Source organism: Aequoribacter sp. (assembly GCF_965659035.1).
Classification (GTDB): domain Bacteria; phylum Pseudomonadota; class Gammaproteobacteria; order Pseudomonadales; family Halieaceae; genus Aequoribacter.
Map to the genome: position 1 here is coordinate 33,891 of NZ_CBFHWH010000011.1, position 14,915 is coordinate 48,805.

The 14,915-nt window shown below is 53.0% G+C and carries 14 protein-coding genes; 6 read left to right on the top strand and 8 right to left on the bottom strand.

Annotated elements, in window-relative coordinates; translation table 11 throughout:
* Both ACTF5Z_RS03505 and ACTF5Z_RS03510 read left to right on the top strand, forming a co-directional pair.
* The coding region (locus ACTF5Z_RS03505) for a transglycosylase domain-containing protein (RefSeq protein ID WP_438984508.1) at positions 1–1,830 on the top strand (1,830 nt) is incomplete at its 5' end.
* A 2-nt stretch (positions 1,831–1,832) separates the two neighbouring features.
* Positions 1,833–2,216, top strand: a complete 384-nt coding sequence (locus ACTF5Z_RS03510; RefSeq protein WP_423854720.1) for a hypothetical protein — start codon at positions 1,833–1,835, stop codon at positions 2,214–2,216.
* On the opposite strand, the gene ACTF5Z_RS03515 is transcribed toward ACTF5Z_RS03510, so the two are convergent.
* A complete protein-coding gene (locus tag ACTF5Z_RS03515; RefSeq protein WP_438984509.1) occupies positions 2,193–3,665 on the bottom strand; it encodes an ATP-binding cassette domain-containing protein in 1,473 nt (490 codons plus the stop codon). The two genes, ACTF5Z_RS03510 and ACTF5Z_RS03515, sit on opposite strands and share 24 nt — an antisense overlap.
* A 73-nt stretch (positions 3,666–3,738) precedes the next feature.
* Here ACTF5Z_RS03515 and ACTF5Z_RS03520 point away from each other — a divergent pair, with 73 nt between their 5' ends.
* Positions 3,739–4,356 carry an NUDIX hydrolase gene (locus ACTF5Z_RS03520; protein ID WP_438984510.1) on the top strand — a complete coding sequence of 206 codons (618 nt, stop codon included), beginning with the start codon at positions 3,739–3,741 and terminating at the stop codon, positions 4,354–4,356.
* On the opposite strand, the gene ACTF5Z_RS03525 is transcribed toward ACTF5Z_RS03520, so the two are convergent.
* From ACTF5Z_RS03525 to ACTF5Z_RS03545, 5 genes are read right to left on the bottom strand one after another with little or no spacing between them, the layout of a single operon-like run.
* A complete protein-coding gene (locus ACTF5Z_RS03525) occupies positions 4,353–4,946 on the bottom strand; it encodes a delta-aminolevulinic acid dehydratase (RefSeq protein ID WP_438984511.1) in 594 nt (197 codons plus the stop codon). The two genes, ACTF5Z_RS03520 and ACTF5Z_RS03525, sit on opposite strands and share 4 nt — an antisense overlap.
* 3 nt (positions 4,947–4,949) lie before the next feature.
* Entirely contained in the window at positions 4,950–5,960 is a 1,011-nt protein-coding gene (hemB, locus tag ACTF5Z_RS03530) for a porphobilinogen synthase (RefSeq protein ID WP_438984512.1), read from the bottom strand.
* The gene (hemL, locus tag ACTF5Z_RS03535) at positions 5,957–7,255 is read right to left on the bottom strand and encodes a glutamate-1-semialdehyde 2,1-aminomutase (protein ID WP_438984513.1); all 1,299 of its coding nucleotides are present in this window, start codon (positions 7,253–7,255) and stop codon (positions 5,957–5,959) included. Before hemL ends, hemB begins: the two co-directional genes overlap by 4 nt.
* A 16-nt stretch (positions 7,256–7,271) precedes the next feature.
* Positions 7,272–7,694, bottom strand: coding sequence for a CopD family protein (locus tag ACTF5Z_RS03540; protein ID WP_423849830.1), 423 nt, complete (start codon positions 7,692–7,694; stop codon positions 7,272–7,274).
* A 5-nt stretch (positions 7,695–7,699) separates the two neighbouring features.
* Complete coding sequence (locus tag ACTF5Z_RS03545; protein WP_438984514.1) at positions 7,700–9,415, bottom strand: chloride channel protein; 1,716 nt, start codon at positions 9,413–9,415, stop codon at positions 7,700–7,702.
* An 81-nt stretch (positions 9,416–9,496) separates the two neighbouring features.
* On the opposite strand from ACTF5Z_RS03545, the gene argC reads away from it, so the two are divergent.
* The gene (argC, locus tag ACTF5Z_RS03550; RefSeq protein ID WP_438984515.1) at positions 9,497–10,534 is read left to right on the top strand and encodes an N-acetyl-gamma-glutamyl-phosphate reductase; all 1,038 of its coding nucleotides are present in this window, start codon (positions 9,497–9,499) and stop codon (positions 10,532–10,534) included.
* Between the two features lie 76 nt (positions 10,535–10,610).
* A complete protein-coding gene (gene erpA / locus ACTF5Z_RS03555; RefSeq protein ID WP_438984516.1) occupies positions 10,611–10,958 on the top strand; it encodes an iron-sulfur cluster insertion protein ErpA in 348 nt (115 codons plus the stop codon).
* A gap of 24 nt (positions 10,959–10,982) precedes the next feature.
* Here the strand turns inward: erpA and ACTF5Z_RS03560 are convergent, their stop codons facing one another.
* Complete coding sequence (locus ACTF5Z_RS03560; RefSeq protein ID WP_438984517.1) at positions 10,983–12,113, bottom strand: anhydro-N-acetylmuramic acid kinase; 1,131 nt, start codon at positions 12,111–12,113, stop codon at positions 10,983–10,985.
* Entirely contained in the window at positions 12,091–13,485 is a 1,395-nt protein-coding gene (locus ACTF5Z_RS03565) for a peptidoglycan DD-metalloendopeptidase family protein (RefSeq protein WP_438984518.1), read from the bottom strand. The genes ACTF5Z_RS03560 and ACTF5Z_RS03565 overlap by 23 nt, the downstream gene beginning before the upstream one ends.
* Positions 13,486–13,621: 136 nt before the next feature.
* Between ACTF5Z_RS03565 and tyrS the strand changes: the two genes are divergently transcribed.
* Positions 13,622–14,915 (top strand): tyrosine--tRNA ligase (gene tyrS / locus ACTF5Z_RS03570; RefSeq protein WP_438984519.1); only part of this gene is annotated, 1,294 nt, incomplete at its 3' end.

The window sequence follows — 14,915 nt, forward strand, 5'->3', positions numbered from 1 at the left end:
GGTGTCTACCCTAAACACGGTGAAGATCGATTGCTGGTGCAATTAGCCGATGTGCCTGCGAGTTTGACGCAGGGCTTGTTGGCTATTGAAGATCAGCGTTTCATGGAGCACTACGGTTTTTCTGTCACGGGTATCGCTCGCGCGTTCATTAGCAATGTACGTTCTGGTCGCGTCGTGGCCGGTGGTTCTACTATCACTCAGCAGCTTGTGAAGAACTACTATCTGACGCCGGAGCGCACCATTACTCGGAAGATTCGCGAGTTGATTATGTCGGTGCTGCTGGAATGGCATGCCGAAAAAGAAGAAATCTTAGAAAGTTATCTAAACGAAATTTATCTAGGCCAAGACGGTCCTCGGGCCATACATGGGTTCGCTTTGGGGGCCTTACATTATTTTGATACGCCGCTTACACAGTTGGGATTGCATCAGCAGGCGCTATTGGTTGGCATGGTCAAGGGCCCGTCATTATATAACCCTAACCGCAACCCTGAGCGCGCCAAAGAGCGCCGAAACTTGGTGCTGGATGTGTGGACGCAAGAGGGTATTATCTCGCCTGAGCAGGGTGCGGTGGCCAAGCTAATGCCTTTGGATTTGCAGGGGCAAGATTCGTTGAAGCAGCGTTTTCCTGCATACTTAGATTTAGTGCGTCGGCAGTTGCGCCTCGAGTACAAGGATGAGGATCTCACAACCTTGGGCTTGCGCATTTTTACGGCCTTTGACCCTTCGATGCAGCTGACCCTGCAAAAAATCACTGAAAATACGCTAGCGTCTATTGATGACACTAAGCTACTGCAGTCGGCATCGGTGGTGACGCGAGTCGACAGTGGTGAGGTGATCGCCTTAGCGGGTGGCCGCCAAGTCAGTCAGGCGGGCTTTAATCGTGCTCTTGATGCCAGGCGACCTGCCGGTTCTTTGTTTAAACCCGCGGTCTATTTGGCAGCGCTGGAAGATGAAGCTAAGTATAACTTAGTCACTGAAATTCCAGATTTGCCCTTAGCCGTTGAATTGCCCAATGGTGACGTGTGGTCGCCCGAGAACTATGACAAAACGCACCGTGGTTCTGTGTTGCTTTACGCAGCCCTAATTGATTCTTTGAATTTGCCAGCGGCGCGATTGGGGCTCGATCTAGGACCGGCGCGGGTTAAGCAAATGCTGCAGCGCTTGGGCATGACAGCACCTATTCCTGAGGTTGCCTCGCTACCTTTGGGGGTGGGAGAGTATGCCGCTATAGATCTGGCCGCTGTGTATCAAACCATCGCCGCCGGAGGGTTTAGAACGCCCTTGAGAACCATACGCGATATCGTTGATGCCAATGGAGACCCTTTGCGCCGGTATCCGCTTGCGTACGAACGCACAGTTGACCGAGCGACCATGCACCTATTGCACTATGCGTTGCTCGGTGTCATGGAAGAGGGCACCGGTGCATCCTTGGCGCCGTTATTGCCTGCTGATTTGGTGACGGCGGCAAAAAGTGGCACCAGTGACGATGGACGCGACTCGTGGTTTGCAGGTTTTAGCGGGGACTTGTTGACCGTAACTTGGGTGGGTTTTGACGATAATCGTGCCAGCTCTTTAACCGGCACCCGCGGCGCGGGGCAGATTTGGGCCCGGTTTATGGCGCAAGAAGCGCGCAGGTCGGTCGCCTATCGTATCCCGGAAAAAGTGGAATATAAGTGGATTGACGTGACGAATGGGCGTAAAACAGGGCGTGGTTGTCCCAATGCGCAGCGCATTCCCTTTATAGAAGGCAGTGCGCCACGAACGAGTACCGATTGTCGCAAAACTGATAACCCCGTCCGCGATTGGTTACAAAAAGTGTTTGGAGTATGAGTATGGTCTTTGTACAGCGAGCTGGGATCCTTGTTCTATTTACTCTGCTAGCGGCGTGTGAAACGCCAGCGCCCAAGCAGGGCGATACGCGGACGCCGTCTCTGCCCCAAGCTGTGGAGGTACAGCGGCCGCTGTCACCGGCCTATCTGCGCTTACTCGATGAAGGTCAGCAACAGTTGAACGCCGGGCAAATTGCTGATGCGATTGCCACATTTGAGCGGGCGCAGCGTATTCACGCTGATAATGCCCGTGTGTATGTAGCTCTGTCGCAAGCTTATAGCAAGGCGGGAGATCGGCGCGCTTCGGTGGCTATGGCTGAACGCGGTCTGCTGTACTGCAAGGACCTTGATCGTTGCCGCGTGCTACGGAAGCTCGCCGGGAGCTAAGTCTCGGCATACCAGTTGGTAACCCGAATCATTGGGCATGAATTCTAAGCATTGGTTAATGCATCTCGGGTACTCGCCAACACTGTGGCTGACAAAAATCAGTTGGGTATGTCCCGCGTCAGCGACATGATCAATAGCGTCGAGTAGTTGCTCAGTATGAACCGCGTCTAAACCCAGCGTAGGCTCATCTAGGATGAGCATTTTGGGCTGTTTGACCATAGCGCGGGCCAATAAAATAATGCGCTGTTGGCCAAAGGAGAGGGTATCGAACTCGGTGTTGACCAAATCGCTCAAACCGAATGATTGCATCCAAGCCTTGGCCTGGCGGATTTGTCCGTCTGTTGGCTTTTGGTAGAGCCCCTGGCTGTCATAAAAGCCCGAGATGACAACGTGTAGCGTTTTTTGACGCGGCGGAAAGTTTAGGTGTGACGCCGAGTCCACCACGCCAAAACAACGTTTAATATCCCAGACACTCTCGCCACTGCCGCGCTTAGTGCCAAATACCGTAATGTCTTGTCCATAGGCTTTTGGATTGTCGCCAGTAATTAAGCTTAACAGTGTTGTTTTGCCTGATCCGTTGGGCCCCGCTAAAAGCGTGTGCTGCTGTTTGCCCATACGCCAGTTCACATCGTTCAAAATGATGGCATCACCATAGCGCACACTGACGTGGTTAAGAATGAGCGCGTCCTCGGACGCCGTATCCCGTTTTTGGGTATCCATTGGTAGGTCGATTAACGGATGTTTTTCGCACGCAAAGACCGCTTGAACGTCGCTGCGCGCTAACACCTCGCGCTTAGGCCCGTGTGCAAGAATTTTGCCTTGATCTAACACCAGCAGGTGCGTGACGCCCTCTGGTAATTGTTTGATGTCTCGGTAGAGCAGGATGACTGGATCGGCTTTATTGAGCAAAAAGCTCAGGGCTTCATGCAGGGTTTGTTGACTGCGCTTGTCTAGGCCGTCAGTCGGGGTATCTAAAATCAGCAGGCCCGGCGTTTGATAAATCGCCTGTGCCAGCAGTGTTTTTCGTGCCTCACCGGTTGATACAAAACGTAGGCCGCGATCTAGGATGTGTTTGATGCCTAGGCGCTCGATCCATTCTAGGGCGTCATTGTTAAGCGCTGGGCCGCCACTTATGGCTTGGCGCACTGTGGTGCCTGGGTCCGCGGCATCGGGTCGAAATTCCGAATCATCCAGTTTTTTATCCCGCTCAATCAGGGTTTTTTGTTGTTCGAAACACACGTACGCAAGGCCCCGCTCACGGGTTTGATCCGAAATGGAACACTTGCCGACATAATGCTTGGCGCTGCCGCTGATGATGTTAGCTAAACTCGATTTGCCGGCGCTGTTACGACCGACAATGGCCCACTGTTCGCCGGGTTGGATTTGCCAGCTGATGTTGCGTAGTACCGGATTGACTCGGTAGGTCAAACTGATGTTTTCGAGCGTCAAAACAGGCGCTGAACTTGAGGCTTTGATATGATGCTCCTTGCTTTAAAATCACAGTGTAATTCGGGGATATTTCGTGCTCACGCAAATTGAACAGGCCTTGCAAAGCTACCAGCGGTCGCAGCACCCCATGCGGGAGGTGTCGCGTAAAGCGGCGGTGGCAATCATGTTGTCTGAGCAAGCCGGCGACACCTCGGTGCTAATGATACGCCGAGCCGAACGCAAGGGCGACCCTTGGTCGGGCCATATGGCGTTTCCTGGCGGCATGGTTGATCCTACGGACGACCATTCGTTCGCAGCCGCAGTGCGAGAAACCGAAGAAGAAATTGGTTTTGTCTTATCAGAGCAGGATCGAGTGATTGGACGTTTGTCCGATATACGTGCAAGGCGAGCACAAACCCATAAAGACAAGGGTTTAGTGGTGTGCCCCTATGTGTTGCGAGTAGATCGCACCATCGATCCCAATCCAAATCATGAGGTTGCTGAAGTTGTGTGGGTGCCACTAACGTTTATTCGCGACCTGAGTAACCGAAGGCAAATGCCAGCAGAGCTGTTGGATATGCCAAGGCACATCCCCTGTTATCGCTACGGCGATCGGATTATTTGGGGTATGTCTTTGGCGATGCTAGACGAGATGCTGTCTCATACCTTTGATGATCACCCAGATCCCTGGTCGATGGAGGCCCCTGTCTAACGCTTAATGTGAAGACGGGTGTTGATCATTAGTTCGCGCAGGGCTGGATCTACTTGGGTGGCTTCTTTTAAGGTTTCGCGATCGATGTCACCCGTAACAAAGCCCTTGATAATGCGGCTTAACACGGGTGTGAGCTTGGGTTCAAAATCCCACTTGGTCGCGTCGATAATGGGGCCTGAGACCCAGTCATTCGAAACAGGCAAAAAGTACCCTCCGCAACCGGGTAGGCTGTAGTCACCCTTGCGACCGTAGCTGATGTTTGGCGTCATGGGGTTAAAACCGCCCTCGGGCACAGCATCGATTTTGCTCAATGCCAAAATCCATTCCTCGCCGACCTCAAACTCCGCGATCTCGGCGCGGCATAGATCGCCTGTTTTTAACCAAATACGCACTTGTTCGCGGTAGCTTGTGCCTTTGAACTCGTCGAGCACCTCAATATCCATCGAATTGCCTTTGATTTGAACAATTCGGCCGTGGCTAATGTAGTCAACGCGTTCGGTTATGTCAGCGAAGCTGCCTTGCCAAAGACACTCACAGGCGACACTGGGCAAGCTGAGTGTCAGGAGTAACAAGAGCGACAGCGCGCGCATGGTTTAGCCCTTTAACAGGCGCGCCGCTGCAGGGGCAAAGTAAGTGAGAATGCCATCACACCCTGCACGTTTAAACGCTAATAAAGACTCCACCACAACTTTGTCATGATCGAGCCAACCGTTTCGGAAGGCAGCGCAGTGCATGGCGTATTCGCCGCTCACTTGATAAGCGAAAGTGGGTGCGAGCAGTTCGCTTTTTACTCGTTGAACGATATCAAGATAAGGCATGCCGGGTTTGACCATGATCATGTCGGCACCTTCTTGCAAGTCCAGTGCGCATTCATGCAGCGCCTCGTCGGAATTGGCTGGGTCCATCTGATAGGTGGCTTTGTCGCCTTTGCCTAAATTACCCGCCGAGCCTACAGCGTCTCGGAAAGGACCGTAGTAAGCGCTCGCATATTTGGCCGAGTAGGCCATGATAAGTGTATTGATATGGCCGTCTAACTCCAGCGCTTCCCGGATAGCGCCTATACGCCCGTCCATCATGTCTGATGGCGCGACGATATCAACACCGGCTTGTGCTTGGCACAGAGCCTGTTTTACCAATACCTCGGTCGTGACGTCGTTTAGCACGTAGCCATCGTCGTCGATGATGCCGTCTTGCCCATGCGTGGTATATGGGTCTAATGCCACATCGGTCATGATTAAAAGGTCGGGATAAGCTGCCTTTAACGCACGGACAGCTGTGGGTACTAGGCCTTCGTCGGAATAGGCTTCCTCGGCGAGTAACGATTTTTTATCGGCAGGAACGACAGGGAACAAGGCGAGGCAGGGGATGCCGAGTTCTACCCACTCAGCGGCGTCTTGAATCAGCTCATCGACGCTCAGGCGTTCGATACCTGGCATGGACGCGACGCTTTCGCGCTGTTTCTGCCCTTCCAAAATAAATACGGGATAGATTAAATCCTTAACGCTTAGCTGTGATTCGCTGACTAAGCCACGGCGGTTCGCCGATCTGCGCAGCCGACGCATTCGGGTTAGCGGAAAAGCGCCTCGGTTGGCTGCAAAACTCATAAGCCATCCTCTTGTGCGATTTTTGCCATCGCCTTACCGGCGGCTTCGATCGTTAATTCGATATGCTCATCGGTATGCGCGCTCGACATAAAACCTGCCTCGTAAGAAGCGGGCGCTAGGTATACGCCTTGATCCAGCATGCTGTGGAAAAAACGCTTGAAGCGGTCGGTATCGCAAGCCATTACCTGCTGGTAATTCTGGACCTTTTCTTCTTCGGTAAAGAATAACCCGAACATGGTGCCCGCGTAGTTGGTGGTGAACGGTATGCCTGCTTTGTCTGCTTCGGCTTGAATGCCTTGGCACAAAGCCTCGGTGTGCGCGAACAGCGGCTCGTAAAATCCGTCAGCCGAAATAATATCAAGCGTTGCTAGCCCCGACGCCATAGCAATAGGGTTGCCGCTTAAGGTGCCGGCTTGGTAAACGGGGCCCAAAGGAGAGACATGCTCCATGATGTGTTTTTTGCCGCCAAACGCGCCTACGGGCATGCCGCCGCCAATGATTTTGCCCAATGCTGTCAGGTCGGCTTCAATGCCATAATAACCCTGGGCGCCCGCGGTGCCGAAGCGGAAGCCGGTCATGACTTCGTCAAGAATAAGTACAGCGCCTGATTGATCACAGACTTCGCGCAAAGCTTGGCGGAATTCGGGGGTGGGCAGTATGCAGCTCATGTTGCCACAAACAGGCTCGACGATGACGCAGGCAATTTCTTCGCCGCGTTGAGCAAAGCACTCGCGCAGCCCGTCGGGATCGTTATACGTTAGCGTGATGGTATGCTCCGCGATTGAGGCAGGGACACCCGGTGAGCTGGGTACGCCAAAGGTTAGCGCGCCAGAGCCTGCTTTGACGAGCAGCGAGTCCGAGTGACCGTGATAGCAGCCCTCAAACTTTACGATGGCATCGCGACCGGTATAACCGCGGGCAATGCGCAGGGCGCTCATGGTTGCCTCGGTGCCAGAGTTCACCATTCGCACCATTTCCATGTTAGGCAGTGCCGCGCAAATGCGTTCAGCTAGCTGAATTTCAAGTTCAGTAGGTGCGCCGTAGCTCAAGCCAAATTGTGCCCGCTGGACAACAGCATCGCGCACACGTGGGTGATTGTGGCCCATAATCATTGGCCCCCACGAGAGTACGTAATCGATATAACGTTTGCCATCAACATCATACAGGTAAGGACCATCGGCCTTGTCGATAAACACTGGGGTGCCGCCCACTGCCTTAAAGGCGCGGACGGGTGAGTTGACACCACCGGGAATGTGGATGCCAGCGCGTTGGAAAAGAGTTTCTGATTGATTCATGTTGATTTGGGCCCGATTAAAGAGTGGGTTTTAAAACGACAAGGATAACGATTGCAAACAAAAACAACACGGGGATTTCGTTAAAAAATCGATAAAATACGTGCGTATGCCAATCGGCATCTTCCAAGATAATCTTCAGGTAGCGACCACATTGATAGTGATAAACCCACAAAAAAGCAACGCCGGCAAATTTAGCCCACCACCAGACTTGAGTTTGATAGTAGTCCCAATTTAGATGCAGCAGAGCAATGCCGAAGCCTGCGGTTAAAAATAGAAACGGCGTGACAAATCGATACAGCTTGCGTGCCATAATGGCCAATTGCGCGCGCGTCTCAGCGTGCTCTGAGGACGCGTGGTAGACAAAGATACGCGGTAAGTAGAATAAGCCAGCGAACCAGCAAACCATAAAAATAATGTGAAAAGCTTTCAGCCATAGCATGGTTGTTACCCGTTGCGCGCGGCGCGGTTGATCAGTTTTTCGATATCGTTAGACCAGACGCCGGCGATCACCTGGCCCGTTTGATCTTGGATCAAAGCAATTTCGGCGTTGTTGTTGCTAAGTACATCTCTAACGCGCTTTACCGAAGCAGTATCGTCAAGCGTGACGTAACTAAAACGCCTCACGTCTAGGTCGCTGACTGACAGGTCCTCGCGCTCGACGACTCTTTGCAGCAGGTTTTGCGTTTTGACGATGTACGATGGTTCGCCATGGCGTGTAATGATACACCATGGAGCCTCAATCATCGCAAACTCTTCTTGGGTTGCAGGTTGGTCAGCTTCTAAGGCGGTGAATTGCGTACTCCAGCAAGCGCTAACGTGGGTGCTGTGTAGCAAGCGAAGAAGAGGGTTGTGTTGAGAAGATTCATCCACTGTTTCTAAAATTTGGTAGATAGAGCGTTGCCGCAGTACGCTGGTAAATACGATTGTCCCTGCGACCATGCAGATCAGTGCAGGCATGGTGGTTTGTAAATTGCGAGTCAGTTCAACGGCCGCTAATATGCCCGCTAAGGGCGCATTAATCATGACTCCCATAGTGGTCGCCATGCCAACAACCGCATAGAGGCTGTGTTCACTGCTCATTTCGGGTATCGCCAGCGCTCCAAGGTCGCCCACCAATGCGCCTATCGTGGCGCCTATGAATAGACTGGGACCGATGGTTCCCACAGGCATGCCTACGCCTGCGGTCAGACTCGTGGTGGCGATCTTTGCCAGCGCAAGAAGAACCAGGAAGATAAGCGTCACTTGGCCGCTCAGTAAAATCGCCACGGTATCTGTACCCATGCCCATGACCTCTGGGATGAAAGCGGCAATGCATCCGGTGGTGAGACCTGCGAGTCCAAATCGCAGCCATATTGGCCACTGCAAGACGGGTTCTAGCCGCTTAACGCTTGCTGTAATACAGGCAGCCGAGGCGCCACAGGCAATGCCGAGCAAAACAATAAGAGGCAGCTCTGCAAGGGATTGAAGATGGGCCTGAGGTGCGGCAAAAATGGCTTCGGTGTTGCCAAACCATTGCGTAATGACGGAAGCGGTTGCGGCCCCAACCAGTACTGGTATGAAGCCGACCACAGTATACTCGGCAAGTATGACTTCCATTGCAAAAATGACACCGGCAAGCGGCGTGTTAAAGGCGGCGGATATACTAGCTGCCGTGCCGCAAGCAATGAGTATGCGCAAGCTGTTGTTGGGGAGCCTAAAGCGCTGTCCAAGTGCGCTGGCGACGGTGGCGCCGATATGCACTCCTGGCCCCTCGCGCCCACCCGACTGACCGCTCGCCAACCCGATAATGCCAACGATAGTTTGAGTCAGGGCATTGCGTAATGGCAATTGACCATAGTGGCTGTTTAGGTGGTGTATTACGTGGCGAATACCGGTGCTACGACTGGGTTCCTTCAAGGCATGCAGTATAAAGGCAATCACCAAGGCACCGCCGGTCGCGAGCCCCACACGGTGAAGTATCGACAAAGCTTCGAAGCCCTCGGCGGTGGCGCTGCTGCCTAATAGTGAGCCCAGTGCTTGAATGCCCCAAAAAAATCCAAGCACCGCGAAGGCAGCGAGTGTGCCGCTCATCAGGCCCAACACGCTGTAGCCGGCTATCGCATCGTAACTGGATAGATGATCGCGGAAGCGACTGAATTTTAATCGCTTTATTTTGCGCATGCGTGCTCGGAAAATTGCAAAACTACACCTTATCATTCTGATCGAAGGCTCTATACTATGCGTTTTCGGTGGGGGAGTGTTATGGCTAAAATCAAAGTGGGTATTGTGGGCGGTACAGGTTATACCGGTGTGGAACTGCTTCGTTTGCTGCTACCCCACCCCGAAGTAGACGTTACTGCACTCACATCACGAGCTGAGAACGGCCGTCGGGTAGATGATCTTTATACCAACCTTCGAGGGTTTTGTGATCTTAAGTTCACTGACCCTTCTGACTCAGCGCTGAGCGACTGCGATGTTGTGTTTTTCGCAACGCCGCATAACGTTGCAATGCAAACCGCTCCCGAGCTATTGGCCAATGGTCAGAAGGTGGTGGACTTGTCTGCCGATTTTCGACTGCGTGACGCTGAGGAATGGTCGCAGTGGTACGGCGAGCCCCATGCCGCACCTGAGCTGCTGACCCAGGCCGTATACGGCTTGCCGGAGCGCAACCGCAACGCGATTAAGGCTGCGCGCTTGGTGGCTTGTGCTGGTTGTTATCCTACCTCGATACAGCTCGGCTTTTTGCCTTTGTTAGAAGCGGGTGTTGTTGATGCCTCGAATCTGATTGCGAACGCGGCAAGTGGCGCGAGTGGCGCAGGTCGCCAAGCTAAAGTCGATAATTTGTTAACCGAAATTAGCGACAGTTTTAAGGCTTATGGCGTGGCTGGGCATCGTCATTTGCCTGAAATCGAGCAAGAGCTGAAGGTCGCGGGAGGTAGCGATGTGCGCTTAACCTTCGTGCCCCACTTGTTGCCAACTATACGGGGCATCCACTCGACCTTGTACGCTAAGTTGACTGGCGATGTTGGCGATATTCAAGCCTTATTCGAGGCGCGCTATGCCAACGAGCCTTTTGTCGACGTTTTGCCCAAAGGGCAATATCCGCAAACACGCAGTGTGCGGGGAAGTAACGTATGTCGCTTGTCGATTGAGCGTCCCGCGGGTCGCGATACGGTTGTTGTGATGTCGGTTATTGATAACTTGGTTAAAGGTGCCTCGGGCCAGGCTGTGCAATGTATGAACATTATGTGCGGGTTTCCTGAAGAGGCCGGCCTGCAAGGAATTGCACTGATTCCCTAAGGCTGGCCTCGAATAATAGTTGACCTGTTTACTTGGTTTTATCACAATGTTGTTCAGATTTTTGTGAGTGTGTTAGATGAGTGTCGCCGAAACATTTGATCCCCAAACCATTCGTGTTGCTCCCAGTGCGATTAGCAAAATCAATGAGCTGATCTCTGAAGAGGGTAACCCGGCGCTAAAGTTGCGTGTGTACATCACGGGTGGTGGGTGTTCTGGGTTTCAATACGGTTTCGCTTTTGAAGAAGACGTAGCGGATGACGACAGTCTGTTTGCCGACGACAAAGTGATTGTCGATTCCATGAGCTATCAGTACCTAGTGGGTTCGGAGCTCGATTACACCGAGGGGTTGGAAGGCTCTAAATTTGTTATCCACAACCCCAACGCGGTCACGACTTGCGGTTGCGGCGCCTCTTTTAGCTTATAAATCTTAAGGCTCAGGGCTGAGGTTTTAGGCCGGGTAAATTACGCCCAGGGGGACCTCGCCCTTACTTCCCGTGATGCTGTGTAAATCAAAGCGCTGATCGTTAATCCGAGCGTAGGCTAGCCACGCAAAAGCGGCCGCTTCTACCCAGTCGGGGTCAATACCCAGTTCTCGCGTCGTTGCGACCTGATAAGCTCCGCTGTGTGCCTCTATTCGCTCCATTAAGTACGTGTTGTGCGAGCCGCCTCCGCAGACGTATATGTTTGAGGGCGCGGTTGAGTTCTGAATAATGCTTTGGGCGCAACTGACAGCTGTGAGCTCTGTTAACGTTGCTGCGATATCTTGGGGGCGGTAACGCTCCAAGGACGCAGTGTTAGCGACTAACCAATCGTGGTTAAAATGCTCGCGGCCGGTGCTTTTAGGTGGGGTTTTGGCGAAGTATGTGTCGCACAGCCAGTGTGACAGCAACGCGGGTTGAATGACGCCGCTACGAGCCCAATCGCCGCCGGTATCGAAGGGGCAGCCCAAGTGCAGCCGACACCACGTATCGATTAAGGTGTTGCCCGGTCCGGTATCAAAGCCGTGTTTGATCGCGCCTTTCTCTGAAATGGTAGCGTTGGCTAATCCACCGATGTTCAGCACTGCGCCCGACTGCTCTGCTCCGAGCATGGCCTTGTGGAATAGGGGGGCTAACGGCGCCGCTTGACCACTCGCAGCAAGGTCTCGGCCCCTGAAGTCAGCAATGGTGGTGATGCGGGTCTTTTGGGCGATAGTGTGGGCATCGCCGATTTGCCATGTAAATGCGGGCGCTAAGCCTGCCGCATCGGGTCGGTGTCTGATGGTTTGACCGTGACTGCCTATCGCCTCCACGTCACTTGCCGTGATGCCATAGTCCTTTATTAACTCGAGACTTGCTTCTGCAAATAGGTCGCCAAGGATTCTATGCAGCTGACCTATTCGGTCGACTTGATACGTCTCGCTGACACTCAGTCGATGAAGCTCTGCTGTTAGGTTCTCGGGTAGCTCATAGGTATAGGTATGCTCAAGTAGAATGGATTGGCCGTCTATGCGCACCAGGGCAGCGTCGACGCCGTCGACACTTGTGCCCGACATCAAGCCGATAAATAACCCGCTTTTATTGGGTGTTGAGTTTGGCAAGTTGAGTTGCCTGTTGTTCGCTGATCAAGCGCGCCAAAGCCTCTTGCTGTATCTGCGTTTGCGCTTTAAATCGAGGCATTTCCGTCGCTGCTAAGCTTTTCGCTTTAGGGAGCTTTTTATGGATAGTACGCGGGTTTTGGTGCACGCCATTCACCAGGAACTCGTAATGCAGGTGCGGCCCTGTTGCGGTGCCGGTAGAGCCTACGGTGCCGATGATCTGGCTTTGACTGACGCGCTGGTTCTTTTTTACATGGCGCTTAGTGAGATGCAAATATTTGGTGACGTACTTTTCGCCGTGTTGAATAAATACGTAGTTGCCGTTGACGCGGTTGTAGTCGGATTCGATAACGCGGCCGTCGCCGGCTGCAAATATCGGGGTGCCTTTGGGTGCCGCGTAGTCTGTGCCTCGGTGAGGCCGAGACGTTTTGTAGACAGGGTGCACACGGCGAGGGTTAAAGTTAGAGCTAATGCGCGTGAAATCTAACGGCGCCATTAAGAACGCTTTGCGCATGCTCTCGCCGCGCTCGTTGAAATAGCCAAGGCGTCCGCTTGCGTCGGTATAGCGGTAAGCGGTGAAGGTCTCGCCTTTGTTGGTAAACGCGGCGGCAATGATGTTGCCATCGCTGAAGTATTGGTCATCTAAGTACAGCGTCTCGTATACCACATGCAAGGTATCGCCTTCTCGTGGGTCCAGTACAAAGTCGATGACGCCACCGAACAAGTTGGCAAGTTCCATAATAAGGTTGTCGCTTAATCCGGCTGCTTGACCGGCCAAGAACAAGGAGCTAGTAATCTCGCCGCTTTTTTCAACGATGCGTACTTCGGGCTCCCTTACTTGCCGCTCTACGCGAAACTTGCCGTCCTCATGGTGGTACACCATGGATTCGAGTGCTGATAACTTATGCTGAATTTCGGTCAGCTCGCCCGACGGCTTAGTGGCAAAGCCCAAGGTTTGTCCGGGGAATAATTGTGTCAGAGACCCTTCGGGTGTTTTTCCTGCGATATAGGCATCTCGCTCACTGAAACCCGCGCGCGTCATCAGTTTTGACAGGCTGTCGCCCGGGCGTACTTGATAAAAAGCCCAAGTGAGCTCGCTGGTCGGTTGGGCGACTTCGGACTCTTGTTCGTCTACCTCATCGGTGAGCGCATCTGTTGCTACGGGCAATGCGTCCTTCGCTAACTCGGCTGGTTGGGGTAAGGGTAGCTCCGCATCTCGGTTGGCCGAGACATCGCCTGATGGAGTGAAAGGTGCAACAACCGCTAAAAACAGCAATACAAAGCCGATCGCCGCTAAATGCTTGCGTGGCATGTGAGTGGCGCTTTGCAGAGGCTCGCGTCCGGCGCGGATGGCTTTTTTGAATAATGACGTCATTTTTACGCTGTTTTCATCACAAGGGTGCGAGTATAAAGGACTTGGCTTAATAAAGGGAACGTTTGCGCAAGGCTTGCAATATGCTGAGGCTGATGTATCGTGCGCGCGTCACAGTAACAGGCAATGCGGAGCGGGCATGTCGAATGCACTATTAGAGGATCTTAAGGCGCGCGGACTGGTCTTCCAGATCGCCGGTGAAGAACGATTTGTCGATTGGCTTAACGAAAAGCCTCGCACTTTATATTGTGGATTTGATCCAACCGCTGACAGTTTGCACATTGGCTCGCTGGTGCCGTTATTGATGTTGCGTCGTTTTCAGGAAGCTGGACACAGACCGATCGCTCTGGTGGGCGGTGCCACTGGTTTGATCGGCGACCCCAGCTTTAAAGCCGCCGAGCGGCAGCTGAACACGCCCGATGTTGTTGCAGGGTGGGTCGATAAGCTTAAAGCACAGGTCAGTCGCTTTATCGCCTTCGATGACACCGCAAGCTCCGCCATGGTCGCTAATAATCTGGATTGGACGCAGGGTATGGATGTTTTGACTTTCCTGCGTGATATTGGCAAGCATTTTTCTGTGAACTCGATGATTCAAAAAGAATCGGTAAAGCAGCGTATTGAGCGGGAAGGCAGCGGTATCAGCTTTACCGAGTTCTCGTACAGTATTCTTCAGTCTTTGGATTTTGCCGAACTTTACCAGCGGTACGAGTGTGGCCTGCAAATTGGTGGCTCTGATCAGTGGGGTAATATTACAGGCGGTATTGATCTAGCTCGACGATTGCACGGCGCCCAAGTGTTCGGGTTGACCATGCCGCTTATTACTAAAGCAGATGGCACGAAATTTGGCAAAACCGAATCGGGCACAATTTGGCTCGAGGCCAGCAAAACATCGCCTTATGCGTTTTACCAGTTTTGGCTGGGTACCGCTGACGCGGATGTCTACAAGTTCTTGCGTTACTTCACCTTCCTGCCGGTAGAGCAAATCGCCCGCATCGAAGAGGAAGATAAAGCAGCGCAGGGCCGGCCTCAGGCTCAGGCGGTATTGGCAGAGGAAGTTACGCGCTTGGTGCATGGGCAAGAGGGCCTCGATGCTGCACTGCGAATTACTGAGGCGCTGTTTAGCGGCAGCCTGTCAGATCTAAGTGCTGATGACTTGGCGCAACTGGCGCAGGATGGATTGCCTACTACCAACGTAACACGTGGTGATTTGCCCGCGACATTGACGCAGTTACTTAGCGATGTTGATGCAGTCGCTTCGGGCAAGCAGGCCAAGGACGCTTTGAGTCGATCTGCTGTTACCGTCAACGGTGCTGCTTTGGGTATGGATGTTAACGCTAATCCTGAGGCGTGGTTCCCGGTTGGTAGTGCGCTGGCGGGTAAGTTTTACCTTGTAAAAGTGGGTAAGAAAAAGCATCACTTATTCGTAATTTCGG